At 72.0% G+C, this 20,531-nt stretch carries 13 protein-coding genes and 1 tRNA gene; 8 read left to right on the forward strand and 6 right to left on the reverse strand.

From position 1 onward, the window contains the following. Nucleotides 1-82: 82 nt before the first annotated feature. Genes ABT295_RS09995 through ABT295_RS10005 form a run of 3 tightly spaced genes read left to right on the forward strand, consistent with a single transcriptional unit; the run spans nt 83 to nt 3,153 of the window. Entirely contained in the window at nt 83-1,165 is a 1,083-nt protein-coding gene (locus ABT295_RS09995) for a ferredoxin reductase (RefSeq protein ID WP_352394199.1), read from the forward strand. Between the two features lie 13 nt (nt 1,166-1,178). After that, nucleotides 1,179-2,465, forward strand: a complete 1,287-nt coding sequence (locus tag ABT295_RS10000; protein WP_352394200.1) for a fatty acid desaturase family protein — start codon at nt 1,179-1,181, stop codon at nt 2,463-2,465. Further along, complete coding sequence (locus tag ABT295_RS10005) at nt 2,455-3,153, forward strand: HAD family hydrolase (RefSeq protein WP_352394201.1); 699 nt, start codon at nt 2,455-2,457, stop codon at nt 3,151-3,153. Before ABT295_RS10000 ends, ABT295_RS10005 begins: the two co-directional genes overlap by 11 nt. Nucleotides 3,154-3,184: 31 nt before the next feature. On the opposite strand, the gene ABT295_RS10010 is transcribed toward ABT295_RS10005, so the two are convergent. Both ABT295_RS10010 and ABT295_RS10015 read right to left on the reverse strand, forming a co-directional pair. Continuing rightward, nucleotides 3,185-5,032 (reverse strand): hypothetical protein, encoded by a 1,848-nt coding sequence (locus ABT295_RS10010; protein ID WP_352394202.1) that lies wholly within the window; start codon nt 5,030-5,032, stop codon nt 3,185-3,187. Between the two features lie 91 nt (nt 5,033-5,123). Further along, on the reverse strand, nt 5,124-6,560 hold the full coding sequence (locus tag ABT295_RS10015) for a GuaB1 family IMP dehydrogenase-related protein (protein WP_352394203.1): 1,437 nt from the start codon (nt 6,558-6,560) through the stop codon (nt 5,124-5,126). A gap of 151 nt (nt 6,561-6,711) precedes the next feature. Here ABT295_RS10015 and ABT295_RS10020 point away from each other — a divergent pair, with 151 nt between their 5' ends. From ABT295_RS10020 to ABT295_RS10030, 3 genes are all read left to right on the forward strand, one after another. After that, nucleotides 6,712-7,743 (forward strand): M12 family metallopeptidase, encoded by a 1,032-nt coding sequence (locus ABT295_RS10020; RefSeq protein ID WP_352394204.1) that lies wholly within the window; start codon nt 6,712-6,714, stop codon nt 7,741-7,743. A gap of 142 nt (nt 7,744-7,885) precedes the next feature. Then, nucleotides 7,886-8,407: an ATP-binding transcription factor AbmR gene (abmR, locus tag ABT295_RS10025; protein ID WP_352394205.1), complete on the forward strand. Its 522-nt coding sequence runs from the start codon at nt 7,886-7,888 to the stop codon at nt 8,405-8,407. A 57-nt stretch (nt 8,408-8,464) separates the two neighbouring features. Continuing rightward, nucleotides 8,465-8,538: transfer RNA gene (locus ABT295_RS10030), tRNA-Phe, on the forward strand. Between the two features lie 103 nt (nt 8,539-8,641). Here ABT295_RS10030 and ABT295_RS10035 read toward each other — a convergent pair. Then, a complete protein-coding gene (locus ABT295_RS10035; protein ID WP_352394206.1) occupies nt 8,642-11,992 on the reverse strand; it encodes a lamin tail domain-containing protein in 3,351 nt (1,116 codons plus the stop codon). 291 nt (nt 11,993-12,283) lie between these two features. Between ABT295_RS10035 and ABT295_RS10040 the strand changes: the two genes are divergently transcribed. Together ABT295_RS10040 and ABT295_RS10045 are read left to right on the forward strand one after the other, a co-directional pair. Next, nucleotides 12,284-13,957, forward strand: coding sequence for a metallophosphoesterase (locus ABT295_RS10040; RefSeq protein ID WP_352394207.1), 1,674 nt, complete (start codon nt 12,284-12,286; stop codon nt 13,955-13,957). A 200-nt stretch (nt 13,958-14,157) separates the two neighbouring features. Further along, on the forward strand, nt 14,158-15,318 hold the full coding sequence (locus tag ABT295_RS10045; RefSeq protein ID WP_352394208.1) for a phospholipase D-like domain-containing protein: 1,161 nt from the start codon (nt 14,158-14,160) through the stop codon (nt 15,316-15,318). A gap of 30 nt (nt 15,319-15,348) precedes the next feature. Here ABT295_RS10045 and ABT295_RS10050 read toward each other — a convergent pair whose 3' ends face one another. The 3 genes from ABT295_RS10050 to ABT295_RS10060 all read right to left on the reverse strand — a co-directional run bounded on the left by ABT295_RS10050 (nt 15,349) and on the right by ABT295_RS10060 (nt 20,419). Further along, on the reverse strand, nt 15,349-15,888 hold the full coding sequence (locus ABT295_RS10050; protein WP_352394209.1) for a hypothetical protein: 540 nt from the start codon (nt 15,886-15,888) through the stop codon (nt 15,349-15,351). Between the two features lie 189 nt (nt 15,889-16,077). Continuing rightward, nucleotides 16,078-17,886, reverse strand: coding sequence for a sensor histidine kinase (locus tag ABT295_RS10055; protein WP_352394210.1), 1,809 nt, complete (start codon nt 17,884-17,886; stop codon nt 16,078-16,080). Nucleotides 17,887-17,896: 10 nt separating this feature from the next. Then, complete coding sequence (locus ABT295_RS10060; protein ID WP_352394211.1) at nt 17,897-20,419, reverse strand: sensor histidine kinase; 2,523 nt, start codon at nt 20,417-20,419, stop codon at nt 17,897-17,899. Between the last annotated feature and the right edge of the window lie 112 nt (nt 20,420-20,531).

Genomic DNA, 20,531 nt, shown 5'->3' on the forward strand with positions numbered 1-20,531 from the left:
TGTTGCGACACGACAGATTCCCTCCTCAAAGAGTACGCCTCACCCCAAGATCCGGAAGCCCCTCCGGCGGCATGATGGTTCCATGGCCCAGATCAGAGCTCTCCGGCGTGTGGCGTCCATGCTGACGACCCCGCTCGCCCCCGAGGACATCCTCGGTCTGGTGAACCCCCTCTCCTCCTCGCGCCAGCTGCGCGGCGTCGTCACGAGGGTGGTCCGCGAGACCTCCGACTCCACGACGATCCACTTCCGCCCCGGTCGCGGCTGGAACCCCCACCTCGCCGGCCAGTGGGCCCGCATCGGCGTCGAGATCGACGGGGTGCGCCAGTGGCGCAGCTACTCGCTGAGCGCCGCCGTCGGGCACGACCCGGCCATCACCGTCACGGCGATCGGCTTCGTCTCCACCGCCCTGGCGCGCGACACGAAGGTCGGCGACATCCTCTTCCTCGACGCGCCCCAAGGTGACTTCGTGCTGCCGGAGCACCCCCGCCCGCTGCTGATGCTGACCGCCGGCAGCGGCCTCACCCCGGTCATGTCGATGATCCGCACGCTCGTGCCGCGGCGTCCCGACGCCGACGTCGTGCTCATCCACTCCGCGCGCACGCGCGACGACGCCCTGTTCCACGACGAGCTGCTCGAGCTCGCCGACCAGTTCCCCGGCCTGACCGTGCGGCACTGGTTCACGCGCGAGGAGGGTGGGCGCCGCCTCGACCTCTCCGACCACGCCGACCTCGAGACGCTCTGCCCCGACTGGCGCGAGCGGGCGGCATACGCCTGCGGCCCCACCGAGTTCCTCGACGCCGCCACGGACCTGTGGCTGCGCGAGGCCGAGACGGACGGCGCCGACGGCGCCGCCCCCGCTCTGACCATCGAGCGCTTCGCTCCCGTCCTGCTGCCGGGCTCCGGCGGCGAGGGCGGGCTCGTCACGTTCGAGAAGTCCGACAAGGAAGTGGAGGTGGGCGGCGACGTCCCCCTCCTCGAGGCCGGCGAGGAGTGCGGGGTGGTGATGCCGAGCGGATGCCGGATGGGCATCTGCCGCAGCTGCCTCACCCCGCTCGTCGCCGGCAAGGTCCGCGACCTGCGCACCGGCGAGGTGCACGGCGACGAGGGCGAGCTGATCCAGACCTGCGTCAACGCCGCCGCCGGACCCGTCCACCTGGACATCTGAGAAGGGAATCCCCATGACCGCCACCACGAACCGACCGACCACGACGCCCACCGGCGCCGCGGTTCCCACGGGATCCGAGGGCGCCGCCGCGACGATCCGGCCCAGGAAGCCCGTCCTCGCAGCGACCGGCGGACCGGTGAAGCGCCCGAGCGCCGCCGCCCACCTCTCCGACGCCGACGTCGTGCGCCTCGGCCAGGAGCTCGACGCCATCCGCGACCGCGTCGTCGCCTCGCGCGGCGCGAAGGACGCGGCCTACATCCGTCGCGTCATCCGCGTGCAGCGCAGCCTCGAGGTCGCCGGCCGCGCCACCCTGATGCTGTCGAAGAGGAAGACCGCCTTCGTCGCCGGCACCGCGATGCTCTCCGTGGCCAAGATCCTCGAGAACATGGAGATCGGCCACAACGTCCTGCACGGTCAGTGGGACTGGATGCGCGACCCCGACATCCACTCGACGACGTGGGAGTGGGACTTCGTCACGCCCGCCGCGGCGTGGAAGCACACGCACAACGACCTGCACCACACGTGGACCAACGTGCTGGGCAAGGACAAGGACGTGGGCTACTCGATCCTGCGCATGGACGAGGACCAGCCGTGGCACCCCGGCAACCTCGGCAACCCGCTCTACAACATGGTCCTCGCCCCCTTCTTCGAGTGGGGCATCGCGATCTACGACCTCGAGCTCGAGGCCGTCAAGGACGGCGAGAAGTCCACCGCCGACCTCAAGAAGGACCTCAAGGCCGTGGGCCGCAAGGTCGTGCGCCAGTTCACCAAGGACTACGTCGCCACGCCGCTCGCCGCCGCGCCCTTCGGCTCCGGCAAGCAGGCCCTCATCGGCACCTTCACCGCGAACGCAATCCGCAACGTGTGGGCGCACTCCGTCATCTTCTGCGGCCACTTCCCCGACGGCGTCGACACCTTCACCGAGGAGGAGATCGAGGGCGAGACCCGCGGCGACTGGTACATCCGCCAGATGCTCGGCTCGGCCAACATCTCCGGCAGCAAGCTCATGCACCTGATGACCGGCAACCTCAGCCACCAGATCGAGCACCACTGCTTCCCGGACCTGCCGAGCAACCGCTACCACGAGGTCGCCGTCGAGATGCGCGAGATCTGCGAGCGCTACGGCCTGCCCTACACGACGGGGCCGCTGCCCAAGCAGGTCTACCAGGCCTGGGCCAAGGTGTTCCGCCTCGCCCTGCCGAACCGGCCGCGCACGCTGCCGAAGGGCTCGGGCAAGGCCGTCAACGACGCCGTCCCGCCGCGCCGCTCCGCCCTCCCCCTGGTGGCCAGTGTCGGGTGAGGCGGGGGCGCTCGCGCCCGCGGCCGCCTTCTTCGACCTCGACCGCACCCTGATCCGCGGCTCCGCGAACTACCCGCTCGCGATCGCCGCCTTCCGCAGCGGCCACGTGCCGTGGAAGGACCTCGTCAAGGACACCGTCAACGCGATCGCCTTCCACCGCAAGGGATCCACCGACGAGGGCTCGGAGGCGCTGCGCGAGCGCATCCTCCGGGCCGTCGCCGGCATCCGGCAGTCCGACATCATCCACCTCACGGACGCCATCACGCCGGGCATCGTGCGCAAGGCGATCCCGACCTCGATGGCGCTCCTGGCCGACGCCCGCGCCGCGGGTCAGGACCGGATCGTCGTGTCGGCCTCACCCATCGAGCTCGTGAGCCGCATCGCGACGGCGCTCGGGCTCGAGGGCGCGGTCGCGACCCGCAGCGAGCTCGACGACGAGGGGCGCTACACCGGCCACCTCGCCGGCGAGTTCTGCTACGGCGCAGGCAAGGTCATCGAGATCGAGAAGCTCGCCGCGGAGCGTGGCTACGACCTCTCGCGCTGCACGGCGTACAGCGACTCGATCAGCGACCTGCCGATGATGGAGCGCGTCGGCACCGCCGTCGCCGTCAACCCGGACGGTGAGCTGCGTGAGCTCGCGCGCGAGCGCGGCTGGCGCGTCGTCGAGGTCGGCCGCAAGCGCCATTGAGCGGCCCGGGCCCGGATGCCGGGTGGCCGGCTCAGAGGGTCCAGCTGGCCTTCTCGTAGCCCACCGCCATGCATCGGGTCGGGGCGCACGCGATCCGACTGGGCAGGAAGCCGATGCGGTTGGCGCTCGCGACCCACGGACCCCCCGCCCACCAGTAGGCCGTTCCGTCATCGGAGGCCATGACGCAGCGCGTGCTGCTCTGGCATCCGAATCGGCCCCCGCCGGCCGGCAGCGTCCTCCGGACCGACCAGCTCGACCCGTTGAACGTCGAGTAGAGGTCGCTGTCGGACTCGACCATGCAGAACGTGCTGGAGGTGCAGGTCAGCTGGTTCGTGTTGGTGACCCCGGACCGGCGTGCCGCCGACCACGACGACCCGTTCCACGTCCGGAACAACCCGTCATCGGTCATGGCGATGCAGAACCGCGAACCGGCGCAGTCGAGACGCACGTCCATGCCCGTGGGGGCGAAGAGCTGGGTGGACGCCGACCACGCGCGTCCGTTCCAGCGCCGCACGTCTCCTGCCTCGAACACGAAGCAGGCCGTCGTGGAGGCACACTCGGCAGGTCGCAGCAGCGTGACGTAGTCGACGCCGGTCACCGCGCCCCACGACCCGTTCCAGATGCGTGACGTGCTCTGTTGCGAGTCGACCGTCATGCACCAGCTGGAGGACGGGCAGGAGACGGACGACGACATCGTCCCCAGGCGCGAAGGTCCGCTCCAGGTCGCGCCCTCCCATCGGAAGGCATTCCCGACCTGATCCGTCGCCATGCAGAAGGACGATGTGGGGCAGGAGAGGTCCGCGACCCCGGACCCCGTCGTCGTGTCAAAGCTCCGGGCCGCGCTCCACGTCGAGCCGCCCCCACGCCACCACCGTCCACGGTCGTCCACGATCACGCAGGTGGAGGACGACGGGCAGTCGACGGCATACGTCGCGCCGATGATCGGGAAGAGCTCACGGACCGACCAGCTCGTGCCGTTCCACCGCCCGACCCGCCCGTACCCGGCAGCGGTGCAGGACGTGGTCGACACGCACGAGACGACGTTCGCATCGAGGTAGATGCCGTCGCGCGTCTCCGCGGCGGCGCGCCACGAGGTCCCGTTCCACCGCCAGCTGCGGTAGCTGTTGCCGCTCGTCGCGAGGCAGAACGACGTGGAGGTGCAGGACAGGTCCAACGTGGCGAAACGGGTCGCCTGCCCCAGGTACGAGGCGACCCATGTCGCCCCCGAGGACCGGAGGGCGATCGCACCACCACTGGGCTCCACGCCGATCGCGAGACACGTCGTCACGGACACGCAGGACACGGCGTCGACCCGGTAGGCCCACGGCATGTTCACGGACGACGTCAGGCTCGAGCCGTTCCAGTACGCCATGGCGTGGGACGAGAAGACATCCCCCCGGATCAGGGCGCAGCGGGTCGCGCTGTAGCAGCCGACCGTGCGGAAGGGTGCGAGCGCCGACCGGGTGACCGTCCAGCTGCCCGAGCGGTACACCGCGTAGCCGGAAGCGTGGGTCGCGAGGCAGAAGGTCGTCGTCGGGCACGACACGGCCGACTGCGGCTGTCCGGGGGCCTTGGGGAAGATCTTCCGCGGGCTGCTCCAGGTGGTGCCGTCGAAGGTGAGCACCTGGCCCGAGAGGTCGATCGCCATGCACCACGTCGTCGATGGGCACGACACGTCGCTCGGCTGGCCGCGGTCGGGGATGGCCGTGACCGGCGCGCTCCAGACCGGGTCGGCCTCGGCGGTGGCTGCCGGGACGCTCTGCTGCGCAGCCCCCGTCGGCGCGCTCGCCTGCGCCGTCTGCGCCGACGGCGACACCACGGTCGTGACGAGGACCGCCACCGCCGCGACGACCTGGACCAGCACGCGGCCACCGCGCATCTCTCACCCCTGTGTGCTCGTGCACGCGACGACCGCGTGGGCCGATGCTAGGGACGGCGACCGGGTGGGGCAAGACCCTGCCGGGACCGGCTCACCAGGAGGTGTGGAGCGGACGTCCCTCCGCGAAGCCGGCCGTGCTCTGCAGGCCGACGATCGCCCGCTCGTGGAACTCCTCGAGGGTGCGCGCGCCGGCATACGTGCAGCTGCTGCGCAGCCCGGCGATGATCTCGTCGATCACGTCCTCGACCGACGGCCGGGCCGGGTCGACGTACATGCGCGCGCTGCTGATGCCCTCCTCGAAGAGGGCCTTGCGGTCGCGGTCGTAGGCGGAGTCGGTCGCGGTCCGGTTGCGCACGGCGCGCGAGCTCGCCATGCCGAACGACTCCTTGTACTGCCGGCCGTCGTTGTCGGTGTAGAGGTCGCCCGGGGACTCGAGGGTGCCGGCGAACCACGAGCCGACCATGACGTTGGAGGCGCCCGCTGCGAGGGCCAGGGCGACGTCGCGAGGATGCCGGACCCCGCCGTCCGCCCAGACGTGCTTGCCGAGCTCTCGTGCGGCAGTGGCGCACTCGAGCACAGCCGAGAACTGCGGACGACCGACGGCCGTCATCATCCGCGTCGTGCACATCGCGCCCGGGCCGACGCCGACCTTGACGATGTCGGCGCCCGCCTCGATGAGGTCGCGCGTGCCGGCGGCCGACACGACGTTGCCGGCCACGACGGGCACGCCGGGGTCGAGCGACCGCACCGCACGCAGCGCGTCGAGCATCTTGTCCTGGTGGCCGTGCGCGGTGTCGATGACGAGCACGTCGGCGCCCGTGGCGAGCACCTGCTCGGCCTTGGCCGCGACGTCGCCGTTGATGCCGACCGCGGCCGCGACGCGCAGCCGGCCGTGGTCGTCGGCCGCAGGGCTGTAGAGGCCGGCTCGCAACGAGCCACCGCGCGTGAGGATCCCGACGAGCTCGCCGGTGCCCGAGACGACCGGGGCGACCTTGCGCCGGGCTGCGGCGAGCCGCTCGTAGGCCTCCTGCGGGTCGATGTCGTCGGGCAGCACGACCATGTCCTGGCGCATCACGTCGTGAACCTGGGTGTAGCGGTCGACGCCGGTCAGGTCCTTCTCCGTCACGATCCCGACCGGCTTGGCACCGTCGACCACGACGGCCGCGCCGTGGGCGCGCTTGCCGAGCAGCACGATCGCCTCGCCGGCGGTCACGTGCCGCTCGAGCGTGATCGGGGTGTCGTGGACGAGGTGGCGCTCCTTGACCCAACGCACGACCTCGCTCACGACCTCGACCGGGATGTCCTGCGGGATCACGGCGATGCCGCCGCGGCGGGCGACGGTCTCGGCCATCCGGCGACCGGCGATGGCCGTCATGTTGGCCACGACGATCGGGATCGTCGTGCCCGAGCCGTCCGCGGTCGCGAGGTCGACGTCGAGACGGCTCGTCACCGAGGAGCGACTCGGGACCATGAAGACGTCGTCGTAGGTGAGGTCGTGGGCGGGCTGGAGGCCGTTGAGGAACTGCACGAGCACCAACTCTAGGCGTCGGGGCCGGAGTCGGGGCACCCGCGCCACCGGACGGCATCGGGCGTTCTGCTGTGCGCGGCGCCTCCGGCGAGGACGATGGAAGGCGGGCGCGGGTGACGGCCCGGGCCCCAGCGACTGAAGGGGTGGCGCCATGACGGATGCACCGCACGTCTGCTTCGACCGGATCCTGCCCAAGGACCTGATGCGCCCCCACCGGCGCCAGCGAGGCCCTGACGGCGCGGATCGCGCCATCTCGCCGATCGGCAAGGCGTGGATGAACGGCACGACCCTCAAGGTCCGCTTCCTCGGCGGCTCCGCCGCAGAGCAGGCCACGGCCCGCGAGCAGGCGGCGTGGTGGTCCGCCGCGTGCAACCTCACCTTCGACTTCGGCGACCACCCCGACGCCGACATCCGGATCTCCTTCGACCCCAACGACGGGGCCTGGTCGTACGTCGGCACCGACAACAGGAGCATCCCGGCGAACGAGGCCACCATGAACCTCGGCTTCCTCGACGGCGGCACGGCCGGTCACGAGTTCGGGCACGCCATCGGGCTCGCGCACGAGCACTCGAACCCGGCGGGCGGCATCCAGTGGAACGAGCCCGTGGTGATCCGCGCGCTCGCCGGGCCGCCGAACTTCTGGGACGAGGCGAAGGTGCGCCACAACGTTTTCATGAAGTACGCGCTAGACCAGATCAAGGGCACGGCCTTCGACCCCGACTCGATCATGCTCTACTCCTTCCCGGCGGCGTGGACCCTCAACGGCGTCGCGACCCACGCCAACGACGTGCTGTCCACGCTCGACAAGGCGTTCGTCTCCGGGGCGTCGATGTATCCCCGGTCGACCACCGGCCCGACCGGCCCGGCCGACGCGACGGCACTCGTCGTCGACGGGCCGAAGGTCGCGGGGTCGATCGGCGCCGCCGGCGAGGAGGACCTCTACGCCTTCGAGGTCGCCGAGGACGGGCTGTACGAGGTGACCACCCGGGGCTCGACCGACGTCTTCCTCTCCGTCTTCGGGCCCGACAGCGACACCGCCCTCGTCGCCGAGGACGACGACAGCGGCTACGGCGTCAACCCGCGCGTCCGCGCGAGCCTGGTGCCCGGGCGCTACGTCGCGCAGGTGCGCCACTACGCGCCGACCGGCACGGGCAGCTACTCGATCCGCGCCCGGCGGCGGTGAGCCCGGGTCGGCCCGGGCCACGCCCTCCCACCTGGCCCGGGCCGGCTCGTCCCCGCTCACTCCCCGATTCACTCCCCCGCTCGCTCCCACGCTCACGGCAGAACGCGTTGACCCGTACCCGCTCCGGCGTAATTTTGATTACATGATTACTACTGAAGCACTGGAGCGGGTGCGTGGCTGGTTCGTCGGCCGTCTGCCCGAGGAGTGGCGCAGCACGCCACCCGAGATCACCGTCGACCGCGAGGAGATCACCGTCGTGCTGACGGTCGGTGACGTCGACCTGCCCGACGGCTCCGGCGACGCGGAGCGGGCCGAGGCCCGCGCCGGCCGCGCCAAGGCCTTCCGTGAGGACACCCGCAGCCGCCGCATCGAGATCGCCCGTGAGGCGGAGCACCGCTTCGACCGCAAGGTCTCGTGGGCCGTGCGCGTGGGCGACCGCACCGAGCTGTTCACGCACGTCGCCGCCCCCTCGATGACGCGGCTGCGCCAGCCGGAACGCCTCGTCCTCGACACGCTCGTCGACGCCGGGGTCGCGCGCTCGCGCGCTGAGGCGCTGGCGTGGTGCGTCAAGCTCGTCGGCCAGCACGAGAGCGACTGGCTCGGCGAGCTGCGCGAGGCGATGTCGCACGTCGCCGACGTGCGCACCAAGGGCCCGTCCGCGTGACGCCGGACGGTTTGCAGGAAGGGGCAGCGGGTCGGCTATAGTTCCACTCGTTGTCCCGGCCAGGTAGCTCAGTTGGTACGAGCGTCCGACTGAAAATCGGAAGGTCGGCGGTTCGACCCCGCCCCTGGCCACAACACGACGAAGCCGCAGTCCGGAGCACTCCGGACTGCGGCTTCGCCCGTTCCCCCCTCGGAGTCAGCCCCCGGTCAGGGCGTCCTCGTCAGGGCGTCGGCGTCAGGGAGTCGGCGTCAGGGCCACGGTCCACATCGCCGTGTTGCTGCTCGTCGCGTTCGTCGTGGCCGTGCGGCCGCCGTAGCTGCCCGAGACCGCGGCCCCGGAGTCGACGAGCAGCGAGCCGAACCGGCCCGAGCCCGTGTCGGCCGACGAGTCGCGAGCGGCCGTGCCCGCCGGCGCCGTCCACGCCGTCGTCGCCGACGACTTGTCGGCCCAGTACGTCACGGCCCACGACCCTGCGGCAGCGGTCACCGTCGGGCTCGTGTGGGTGGCCGTGTTCGCGTCACCGGAGCGCGCGAGCGACGCCGTCGTCAGCGCCGACCCGTTCACACCGGACCACACGCCGAGGCTGAGCACCGCCTTGGCGTATGCCGTCGCGTCCACCCGGACGGTGCGGCCGGCGTCGCCCGTCGCCACCGTCCGCTTCCACAGCGTGGAGGTCACGCCTGCCGTGGTGAAGCTGTCGACCTGGGTCCAGCCGGTGACGCCGGTCGGGGCGCCCCAGCTCGCGGCGGTGCCGCGGGTGAGCCACAGCAGCATCGTGTCGCCGGGCCTCGCCGCCGCCGGCACGACCGCCGACTTGAACAGGGTGGCCCCCGGGGCGGAGTGCGCCGCCCCGACGAAGGCGAGCGGTGAGGTCGGCACCGACGCGATGGTGACCGGGTGCGTGACGACGCCGGTGGCGCCCGCGTTGTCGGTCACCGTGAGCCGCACCGTGTAGGTGCCGGCAGCCGCGTACGGGTGGCTCGGCGACGCCCCGGTGCCGGAGGAACCGTCACCGAAGTCCCACGCGTACGAGGCGATCGAGCCGTCCGGGTCGTTCGAGCCGGAGCTGTCGAACGCCGCCGTCGACCCCGACACCGTGGACGAGAACGCCGCCACCGGTGCGCGGTTCGTGCCGCCCGCGGTGAAGTCGGCGACGCCGGGCGTGCCGCTGCCGGTGGAGAGCCGCCAGTTCGCGCCGTTGTCGTTGTCGGCGAGCGGGTCGTTCAGCTCGAGCGAGCTGCCGTCCGTCGAGACCGGCCAGCCCGGGCCCCCGTAGGTCACGGCGTCCGCGGTCGAGCCGTCGGCGCGCCTGAGCGTCAGGGTCTCCCCCGCCGACAGCCCACCGCTGAACCGCCCGCCCACGAAGACGCGCGGACTGTAGGTCGTGCGGAACGTCGGGTCGTTTGCAACGAAGGTCATCGTGCCCTTGGGCAGGATGACGGTGCCCGGCTGCACGGTGAGCGTGACGCCGTCCGCGATGCTCCACCCCGAGAGGTCGACGGCCTCGGTCGCCGACGGGTTGTAGAGCTCGAGGAACTCGGCGGCGCCACCCGCGGTCGGGCTGTGCTGGATCTCGCTGATGACGACGTCCGGGTTCGCGCCCTGGGCGGCGGGAACCCGCGAGTCGGTGCGGAACACGTTGCGGCGAGCGTTGATTGCGGCGAACAGGTTGGTCCGCTGCGTGCTGTACGCCATCCACGACTGGCTCGGGAAGGCCTGCAGGTCGAGGGCGAACTCGGGCTGCGCCGGACCCACCTTGGCGTCGAAGACCGCCTCGGGGCGTCCCGGCGCGAGGATGTCGTCGACGAGGGTCCGGAGGCGTCGGAAGTACATCGCCCGCCACTCCGGCTGCGACAGCACGGCGGCCATCAGCCGGTTGGGGGTGTCCCCGGGCTCGGACGGGGTCACGAACGTGCTGGTGATGCCGCAGCAGGTGTTGCCCCAGGTCTTGTCGAGGTCCCACGGGATGATCGACCAGCGCCCGGTGGCGGGGTCCTGGCTGTTGTACCAGTTCTTGTTCGACGCGTCGCTGCTCTGGATGATCGCGGTCACCGCCGCGTAGTTGAGCATCTGCGGGATGTCGACGTTGGCGAGGACGTAGTCCCGCTGCGCGGTGCCGTTCAGCTCGATACCGCTGAGGAACGAGCGGATCGGGGCGTAGTTGGGGTCGCTCGGGTTCTTCTTCTCCATCCGGTAGTCCTCGAGCACCCGCGACTCGTCGAAGGCGTCGTGCGAGGCCTTGTAGAACTCCTTGTCGCTGTAGCCCTCCCGGTCGCGCCACGTGCCGTCGAAGAGGTCGACGTAGGTGTAGAGACCCTGGAACTTGTTGTTCCGCTGGGCGCGCATCGGGAAGACCTGGGCGTTGACGACGCCCGCTCGCTGGTAGGCGTCCCAGCCGAGGATCGGGCGCCCGCGCGAGTGGTCGCTCCAGTCCCCGTTCATGGCGAACTCGTCGACCGGCTCGACGAGCCTGCCGGGCATGTCGATCGGGTGGCTGTGCGCGAGCTCGAACTTCCAGCTCGGCTTCGGCGAGGTCTGCGAGATGGCGCCGCGGATGCTGACCATGGTGTTGTCGTAGACCTTGCCGCCGTAGGCGATGACGGCCGGGCGCACGATGTCGACGGTCGGCTGGCTCGTGATCGCGTTGTAGTCGGCGTCCGGGATGAACCACTCGAGCACCGGGATGGCGCTCTGGGTGCCCGTCGGCGGCATGACGCCCTCGTAGGCGATCGTGTCGTCCGTGCGGGGCAGGGTGCTCTGCCCGACGGCGTTCGACGCGACGACCCGGTAGCGGATGACGTGCCCGGCGGTGACGCCCGGGATCGTGCCGGTGTAGACGTCACCGCCGACCGGCGTCAGGGCCGTGCTCTGCTCGGCGCCGAAGTCGACGCGGTAGCGCAGGCTCATCGACGTTGCGTCGGTCACCGTGACCGAGACCTGCACGGCCTGACCGGCGGCGGGCACGGCCGGGGTGGGCGTCATGGCCGAGATGCGCGGGCTGAAGCCTTGGCGGGCGGTGGAGTTCGCGGCCCCAGCCGTGTGGCCGGCCGCCGCGGTGGAAGCCGCCCAGTTGAGCGGGTCGTTGTGGTCGAGCGTCGGGTCGCGCAGCTCGAGGGACGTGCCCCCACCGTCGGGCGTCACGGCCCAGCCACCCGTGTCGCTGTAGGTCACCGAGTCGATGGTGACGCCGCCGGCGTCCTTGAGCGTCAGCTTCTCCCCTCCGTTGGAGAGCTTGCCCGTGTAGACGGCGGCCGGGTTGGAGCCGTAGAGGGTGCGGAACCGTGCGGCATCCGGCGCGACGGTGAGGAAGCCCTTGGCGGCGATCGTCGTCCCCGTCGGGAGGCACAGCGTGACGCCGCTGAAGCACCAGCCCGAGACGTCGACCGGGGCCGTCGTCGTGTTGGCCACCTCGAGGAACTCGTCGGTGTCGTAGTCGGACACGGGGTCGTACATGATCTCGCTGATCACGACGTCCCCGGGTGTGGCGGCGGAGGCGCTGGGCACCGCCACCACGAGAGAGCCGACCACGGCGGCGGTGGCTCCGAGGGCCACCCTGCGTCGTCGGCTGCGCGTTCGATCGCTCATGTCCATCGCCCAACGTCCTCCCTGACGTGGCACGGAATGCGTGCCGCACGTCGGTCGGGGTGGTCGGCAAGACCCCCTGTCCCCGTCCGACCGGCACAGTATGGCGCCGCTCTGCGGGGGCCGGCGGTTCTTTCACCACTTGCCGAACGCGTATCAGACATATGGGAGATCCAGTGCGGCACAAGGGTTCTCATCCGCCGACATTGCGGACACCCCTTCCCTCCCGGCCGCTACGGGCGTAGCCTCCGGACACACTCGGGCAGCCCGCGCCCGGCACCAGGGGGAGAGATCATGGGTCGCGCTCGCGTCGTGTCCGTCCTTGCCGCGGCAGCCCTCGGGCTCGCCGCTGCCGTCACGCCCGCCGCTCCGGCACCGACCGCCGCGGCCGCGACGACGCCGGTGCATCTCTCCGCGGCCGGCGACTTCTCCGCGACGGGCGACACGGCCAGGGTGCTCGACGGCATCCGCGCGTCCGGCTCGCAGCTGACCCTCGCCCTCGGCGACCTCTCCTACGGGATGACCGCGACGGAGCAGGCATGGTGCGACTTCGTCACGAGCCGGGTGGGCACGAGCCACCCGTTCCAGCTCGTCGCCGGCAACCACGAGAGCAACGGCACCGACGGGCGCATCGACGCCTTCGCCGCCTGCCTGCCCAACCGCCTGCCCGGCATGGTCGGCACGTACGCCCGCCAGTGGTACGCCGACGTGCCCCAGACCGCTCCCCTCGTGCGCGTCATCATGATCTCGCCCAGCCTGCGCTTCCCCGACGGCACGTACTCCTACGCCAAGGGGAGCGCGCGCTACACGTGGACCGCCAACGCCATCGACAGCGCCCGCGCGGCCGGGGTCAGGTGGGTCGTCGTCGGCTTCCACAAGCCCTGCTTCTCGATGACGTCGGTCGCCTGCGACCCCGGCGCCGACCTCGTCAACCTGCTCGTCTCGAAGAAGGTCGACCTCGTCCTCACGGGCCACAGCCACGTCTACGACCGCACAAAGCAGCTGTCCCTGTCCGCGGGCTGCCCCGCCCTCGTGCCCGGCACGACGTCGGCGGCCTGCATCGCCGACTCCGACTCCTCCTTCACGCAGGGGGCCGGCACCGTGTTCTCCACGGTCGGCACCGGCGGCACCCCGGTCGAGCTCGTGCGCCCGGCGGACGCGGAGCGCAACTACTTCTCCGCGTATGCCGGCAACGGCTCGAACCCGACGTGGGGCTTCCTCGACGTCACGGCCGACGAGAACCGGCTCTCCGCGCGGTTCGTCCCGACGAGCGGCGCCGGGTTCACCGACGCGTACACCATCACCAGACCGACGACGCCGGCGCCGGTCACGAGCGTGGCCTTCGTCGGCGCCGGGCACTCGGCCCCGGGTGCCACCCTCTACAAGTCGGCGACCGTGCCGGCCGCGGCCCAGCCCGGCGACACCCTGCTGCTGTGGCTGACCCGCGGTGCCGCCGTGACGTGGGGCGCGCCCACGGGTGTGACCGGCTGGACGCAGGTCGACACGGTCACCACCGGCTCGGTCACCTCGACGCTCTGGAAGAAGGCGGTCGTGGCCGGCGACCCCGGTCGCACGGTGCGCGTCGACGCCACGACCTACACCAAGGGCGTGCTCACCGTGGCCGCCTACTCCGGCGTCGACACCGCGGCACTGACCGCCGCCACCCTGGCCCGTGCCGGTGACGCGAACACCGCGACGCACACGAGCCCCACGGTCGCGACGACGGCTGGGACGTGGCCGGTCACCTACTGGGGCGAGAAGTCCTCCGGCACGACCGCGTGGACGGCTCCCGCCGGTGTCACGAGGCGTGACACGTCCACCGACACCGGCGCCGGCCGCTTCAGCTCGCTCCTCGTCGACGCCGGTACGGCCGTGGGAGCCGGCAGCTACGGTGCCCGGACCGCGACGACCGACGCGACGAGCAGCAACACGGTGATGTGGACGGTCGGGCTGCGACCCCGGCCCTGAGGATTCACGTGAAAGCACCGCCATTCACGTGAAATCCACATCGTTCACGTGAGGAATCACGTGAGAATTAACGTGAATGGCATTCACTGCCTGCCGTTATTCTTTTCTTCACAAAGAGTCCGCAAAGAATGTGGCCAGCGGCAGGAATGTCCTTTAGCGTCGGCTTGCCATTGACGCCAACGACATTCTCTGGAGCTCACGTGCCTCGCCTTCGCATCCTCGCCGCGCTCGTCGCCGCGGCGCCCCTCGCCCTTGCCGGCCCCCAGGCCGCGACGGCGGTCGCCGACGTCCAACCGTGCCGCGACGCCCCCACCGGGCCGGTGCGCACGGGAGCCGTGCTCAACAACCCGGCGGAGGGCGACCCGACCGCCGTCGTCCGCCAGGTCTGCAGCCTCGTCAAGCAGGCGCCCCCCGGGTCCCTGGTCCGGATCGCCCACTTCGTCGTGAGCGGGTCGGCCGGCCTCGACTTCGCCCAGCAGGTCGTCGCCGCCCACGACCGCGGTGTGCGGGTGCAGGTCGTCCTCGACGGGTGGCAGGACACAACGCCCGCAGCGCAGCTCCTGCGAGAGGGTCTCGGCGAGGACGCCGGCGCCGAGTCGTGGCTGCACGTGTGCAGCAACGTCTCGCCCGAGGGCAACACCTCGTCCTGCCTCGGCACGAAGGGAATGCACAACAAGTTCTACCTCTTCTCCCAGACGGGCGACGCGGACAATGTCGTCGTGCAGTCCTCGGCGAACTTCACCGACGTGAATTCACGGTCGTACTGGAACAACGCCCTGACGCTGGTCGGGAACGAGCGGCTGTACGCGGCATACGGCCGCTACTTCGAGGAGCTCGCGGCGGAGCAGCGCACGGACCGCACCCGCGGGCCCATCCACACGGGGATGCGCGGCGGGCCGGTCACGGCCTACTTCTTCCCCGTCGTCGACGGCGACCCGGTGCTCGACGAGCTGGAGGGCGTGCGCTGCCACCGGGGTGGCACCGTCCGGGTCGGCATGTCCGAGTGGGACGACACCCGCATCGCGCTCGCCGAGCGCCTGGGTGAGCTCGCCGAGGCCGGATGCCGGGTCCGCGTCGTGCACGGGCCCCTGGAGCCGGGCGTGACGGCCACCTTCGCCGCGCACCCGTCGATCGAGACCCGCGCCCTCGACTCGTCCGCCCTGCCCGGGCGCATCCACTCCAAGTTCCTCGTCGTCGACGCCGGCGACGGCGCGCGGTCGCGGTGGGTGCTGACCGGGAGCCACAACTACAACGCGACGAGCCTGCGGCGCAACGACGAGGCCCTCGTCAAGGTGGCCGACCGCTCGGTCGTGCGCACGTATGCCACGGGCTTCGACAGGATGTTCGCCCACGCGCAGTGACGGCCGGCCGCCGGGTGGCGGCGCCGTGGGTCAGCCGGCGTGGAAGACGACGTCCTCACCGGTGGGCAGCCGGAGGTGCAGCTGCACGTCTCCCACGTTCGGGTCGTGCCCCACGGCATAGGGGAACGAGCGTGGGCCCTCGTCGGAGTCGGGCTCGGGCACGAGCGACAGCACGCCCCCGGCAGCGCGCACGACCCCCTGCTCGGACCCCTCCAGCACACAGCTCGTCGACGACTCGCAGCGGGCCAGGCGGTACTCGTAGCGACCGTCGGGGGTGAAGGTGTAGGTGCGCACGATCGCCCGCGACCCGCTCGGGTCGAGCCAGTGCTGGGTCTCCCAGGAGCCCACGAGCTCCTTCGAGAGGGCGGGCGGGTCCTCGTGCCGCACCGGGGTCGCCGTGTGGCTCGAGGTGCGGTCGCCGGGCGTCACGACCGCCGGGCCCGGGCACACCGGGCCGGGCGGCGGCGCGGCGTCGCAGCCGGCGCAGGCTGCCACCGCTCCGGCGAGCAGCAGCGCCGCCGTGCCGGTGCGGCGGGCGTGGACGAGGTGGGTGACGTGACCGACGACCATGGCCGGGCCTCCTTCGGGCGGCGGCAGGTCGCCGAGCGGTCGGCCGTCGACGTGACCCGCCCCGATGCTCCGCCTTCCAGCATGGGGCCGAACGCGCGCGAGGTCACCCGATCGGTGATCTTCGGCCCCGGGGCGGGCGCCGGGTCAGCCGCACCACCGCCGTGCGGGCCGCACCGGCCTCGTCGACCGTCAGGCCACGGGGAGGAGCAGGCGGATGCTCGTGCCCCGGCCGAGCTCGGAGTCGAGGTCGATCTCGCCGCCGTGGCGGGCCACGACGCGCTGGGCGATGCTGAGGCCGAGCCCGGTGCCGGGCACGGCGAGGCTCTCGGGGTTGGTGCCGCGGAAGAACTCGGTGAAGAGGCCCGCCTGGTCCTCCGGGGAGATGCCGATGCCGTCGTCGATGCACTCGAGCACGACCTGGTCGTCGTCCTGCCCCACCGACACCGCGACCGTGCCGCCGGGCGGGGTGAACTTCACCGCGTTGCTCACGAGGTTCTGCACGACCCGCTCGAGGTCGGACGCGCTGCCCCGCACGGCCGGCAGCGGCACGGCCTGCTCGAAGCGGAGCTTGACCTGCTGGTTGTCGGCGCGCGGCCGGAACATGTCGACGACGTCGCGCGAGAGCGTGCCGAGGTCGACCTCCACCTCCGGCAGCGGACGGTCGGGGTCGCTGACCCGCGAGAGCGTGAGCAGGTCGTCGACGAGGTGCTGGAGGCGCTCGGTGTTGCGGGCGATGACCCCGAGCGACCACTCGCTCTCGCCGTCCGAGTCCTGCCGCAGCAGCTCGACGTGGCCGACGATCGAGGCGAGCGGGTTCTTCAGCTCGTGCGAGACCGTCGAGAAGAGCTGGGTCTTGCTCCGGTCGGCCTCGCGCAGCTCCGCGGCCACGCGGCGCTCGACCGCGTAGAGGCGCGCGTTGCGGATCGAGCGCCCGAGGTCGCGGCCCATCTCGAGCGCGGCCCGCGTCTCGGCCTCGATCCACTCGGCGTCGTCGGGCCCGCGCGTGCAGGCGATGTAGCCGTAGCACGTCTGGCCCGAGCCGATCGGCACGAGCAGGAGCGAGCCGGCACGGGCGTCGGAGAGGAAGGTGCGCACCTTCTCGACGTCCGCCGCGTCCCAGAAGTGGTCGGGGACGGCGCGGTGGTGGTCGACGAGGGCGACGACGCCCTGCTTCCAGCACTCCCCGACCATCGACCGGGCGACGGTGATGAGCGAGACAGGGGTCTCGACCGGCATGCCCGTACGCGCCGACACGCTCTCGCGCTCGTCGTCGTCGGCGCTGGCGAAGGCCCGCAGCCAGAGGCCCGAGCAGGCGAGGCCCGCAGCGATCTCGGCCGCGGCGACGTCGATGACGCGCGCCGCGTCGAGGTCCTCCTGGGCGATGCGGGCCACGGCCTGCACCGCCTCGCCGAGGCGCACCCGCTCCGAGAGTGCCTGACGCTCGCGAGCCGCCGAGATGGCGATGCCGGTCTGGTTGGCGAAGAGCTCGAGCACGGCACGTTGGGTCACGTCGGGCCGCCGACCACTGAGCGGCAGGTCGACCGAGAGGATCCCGAGCAGGTCGCCGACGGCGTCGAAGAAGGGTGCGATGAGGGTGTCCTCGGGGTGCCAGGCATCTGGGTCGCCGGCCGGGGTCGGCGCGGTCCAGTCGGCGCTGACCCAGCCGTCGTCCGACCCGTCGGGCAGCTGGCCCGCAGGCACGAAGCGCAGGCTGCCCCACCGCTGCGCCACCGCGAACTCGGCCTCGAGGCTCGCGCGGGTCGTGCGGCGGCCCATGAGCTCGACCCGGGCGTCGTCGTCGCCGGCCACGGCCACGATCTCGACGTCACCCGACGGCACGACGAGGCTGATCGCGGCGACCTTGAAGCCGACGACACCGGCCGCGCCGTCGACGACCATGGAGAAGAGGCTGTCGAGGTCGTCCTGGGCGCTGACGCGGTTCATCAGCTCGGTGAGTCGACGCAGCGCGAGGACCTCCCAGAGCTCTCCCTCGCGCACCCTTGCTCCCTCAGTCGGGCCCATCACGGGTCTCTGATCGATACCGAGCCTCACCATATGGTGCAAATGTTGACTTTGTGGCCGGTTCGGTTGATTCCATACCCGATGTCCGGTCCTGCCGCATCTCGAGATCCGCGGCGGGCAGGATCACGGAGAAGGTCGCGCCCGCGTCGGGCTCGGACTCGACGTCGACGCTCCCGCCGTGACCCTCGACGATGGCCCGCACGATCGACAGGCCGAGCCCCGAGCCCTGGATGGCGCGCTCGTTGGCGACGCTCGTGCGGTAGAAGCGCGCGAAGACCCGCTCGTGCTCGGCCCGCTCGATGCCGATGCCCGAGTCCGACACGTCGAGCCGCACCTCGCCGTCACCCCCGCGCGCCATGAGCGCGACGCGCCCGCCGTCGGGGGTGAACTTCACGGCGTTCGTCAGCAGGTTCGTGGCCATCCGCTCGAGCGCGGCGGGATCACCCTCGACCCACAGCGGGGACGCCGGCAGGTCGAGCTCGCGGGCCAGGTCGCGCTCCTGGGTGACCGCCTCCACGGCGCGCCAGGCCTGCGTCAGCACCGGCCGCAGGTCGCAGCGGCGGGTCGTCAGGTCGAGCCGGCCCGACTCGATGCGGGAGTTGAAGAGCAGGTCCTCGATGAGCGAGAGGAGCCGGCGGCCGTTGCGGTCGACGCGAGCCACGAGCTCGAGCTGGCGGTCGGTGAGCGGGCCCGCCGCGCCGTCCTCGAGCATCTCGGAGTAGCCGAGCACGCTCGCGAGCGGGGTGCGCAGCTCGTGGCTGACCGAGGAGACGAAGTCGGACTTGGTGCGGTCGAGCTCGGTCAGCTCCTCGACCGCCTGGCGCTCCCGCTCGAGGGCGACCTGGAGGGCCACCTCGGCCTGGCGCCGGTGCGTCACGTCCTCCGCGACCCCGAGGTAGCCGGTGAGGTGCCCGCCGTCGCCCCGGATGCCGCTCACCGTCAGCGACACGGTGCGTCGCGCGCCGTCCCGGCGCACGTAGGTCCAGTCGCGGGTCTCGGTGCTCGCGCCCTCGCGCACCCGGTGGACGAGGACGTCGAGCCCCGGCTCGATGCCGATCTCGGCCGCGTGGCTCTCGACCTGGTCCCAGTCGTGCAGCAGCGTCCAGTCGTGGTGGCCGACGACGTCCTCGGCGCGGTGCCCGAGCACGTTCTCGGCGCCGTGGTTGAACAGCGTGATGCGGCCCTCGAGGTCGAGGCCGACGATGACGGTCGCCGTGGCGGCCTCGAGCACGGTCTCCACGAACGCGCGGGCCGCGCGCTCGTCGGTCACGTCGACACCGGTCTTGACGAGGTGCGTGCGCCGCCCCTGCTCGTCGGTGAGGTAGGAGTTGGTCCAGACGATGCGACGCACGCCCAGGCCCTCGACGTGCCAGTCCTGCTCCTCGCCGAGCGGCACGGCGCCCTCGGCGATGCGGGCCATGCGGCTCGCCACCGCGTGCCGGTCGGCGACCGGGAACACGTCGGCGGCGAGCCGCCCGACGAGCTCCGGCTCCGGCCGGCCGAGGAGGCGGGCCGCCGTGGCGTTGAGGCGCTCGATGCGTCCGTCGCCTCCGACGACGACGATGAGGCTCGCGGCCGTGTCGAGCACGACGGCGGTCAGCTCCACCTCGCTGCGCAGGTCGCTGAGCGCGGTGCGACGCTGCGTGGCCGCGACGGCGAGCGCCAGGGTGGTGACGGCTGCCGTCGCGAGGAACGCCTGCGTCAGGGCGCCCACGGTCTCCGGCCGGATGCCGGTCAGCGTGGCCGCTCCGGCGAACGGCCCGCCGCCGAGGCTCGTCAGGACCACGGCGAGCACGCCGACGAGGAGCAGCTGCACCGACACGGTGCGCAGGCTGAGCCGCAGCGCCCCCCAGACGAGCAGCGGGATCGGGAGGAAGGCGAGCGGCAGGCCCTGACCGGCTCCGAAGACCCAGGTCGTGACGCCGACGACGGCGACCCACTGGACGACCTCCTCGAGGCTCAGCCGTCGACGGCGGTGGAGGCGGGCGGCGATGCCGAGCGGGGCGAAGACGAGGACCGCGGCCGCGTGGGAGGCCGCGACGGCATACACGGTGGCGAGGAACGGGCCCCCCAGCCCGAGGCGCACGGTGAGCCCGGCGAGCAGGCCGAAGACGAGGGCGCCGGCCAGCGTCGCCGCGAGCAGGCGCCAGAGGTCGTCCATCGAGGCGAGGGTGGGGCGCCGCCGCTCCCGGGTCAGCAGCCCGTGCACGACGGCCGTCTCGGCGGCGTTGGCGATGCCGAAGCACGCGGCCACGAGCGGCGGACGGCCGGCATACGCGTTCGCGAGCCCGCTCGAGACCACCACCGCGGCGATGAAGATCCACGCGCGCGCGCTGCGCCCGGTGGCGAGCGCGAACGACACCGCGAGGCCGCCGGCCGGCCACCAGACCGCCACGGTCGAGCCGGGCGGGGCGAAGCGGACGGCTGTGGCGCCGAGCACGAAGATGCCGACGTGCGCGAGGAGCGCGCTGACCCACCACCGGGGTCGGCCGAGCACCGGCACGGTCATCGGTGCGCTCCGGGGGTGGTCACTGCGGTCACGTCTCTGCTCTCGGGGTCGTTCGGTCGACGCGACGCGTCGGCTGCTGCGGCAGCCAGGCGCGGGACCGCATGCGCACATG

The sequence above is a fragment of the Terrabacter sp. NPDC000476 genome (assembly GCF_040300125.1).
Classification (GTDB): Bacteria; Actinomycetota; Actinomycetes; order Actinomycetales; family Dermatophilaceae; genus Terrabacter.

Bases quoted from the DNA above. Each gene is read 5' to 3' on its own strand.
- ABT295_RS09995 (WP_352394199.1), top strand. From the start codon at position 83: ATGGCCCAGATCAGAGCTCTCCGGCGTGTGGCGTCCATGCTGACGACC.
- ABT295_RS10000 (WP_352394200.1), top strand. From the start codon at position 1,179: ATGACCGCCACCACGAACCGACCGACCACGACGCCCACCGGCGCCGCG.
- ABT295_RS10010 (WP_352394202.1), bottom strand. From the start codon at position 5,032: ATGCGCGGTGGCCGCGTGCTGGTCCAGGTCGTCGCGGCGGTGGCGGTC.
- ABT295_RS10020 (WP_352394204.1), top strand. From the start codon at position 6,712: ATGACGGATGCACCGCACGTCTGCTTCGACCGGATCCTGCCCAAGGAC.
- abmR (WP_352394205.1), top strand. From the start codon at position 7,886: ATGATTACTACTGAAGCACTGGAGCGGGTGCGTGGCTGGTTCGTCGGC.
- ABT295_RS10035 (WP_352394206.1), bottom strand. From the start codon at position 11,992: ATGAGCGATCGAACGCGCAGCCGACGACGCAGGGTGGCCCTCGGAGCC.
- ABT295_RS10040 (WP_352394207.1), top strand. From the start codon at position 12,284: ATGGGTCGCGCTCGCGTCGTGTCCGTCCTTGCCGCGGCAGCCCTCGGG.
- ABT295_RS10050 (WP_352394209.1), bottom strand. From the start codon at position 15,888: ATGGTCGTCGGTCACGTCACCCACCTCGTCCACGCCCGCCGCACCGGC.
- ABT295_RS10060 (WP_352394211.1), bottom strand. From the start codon at position 20,419: ATGACCGTGCCGGTGCTCGGCCGACCCCGGTGGTGGGTCAGCGCGCTC.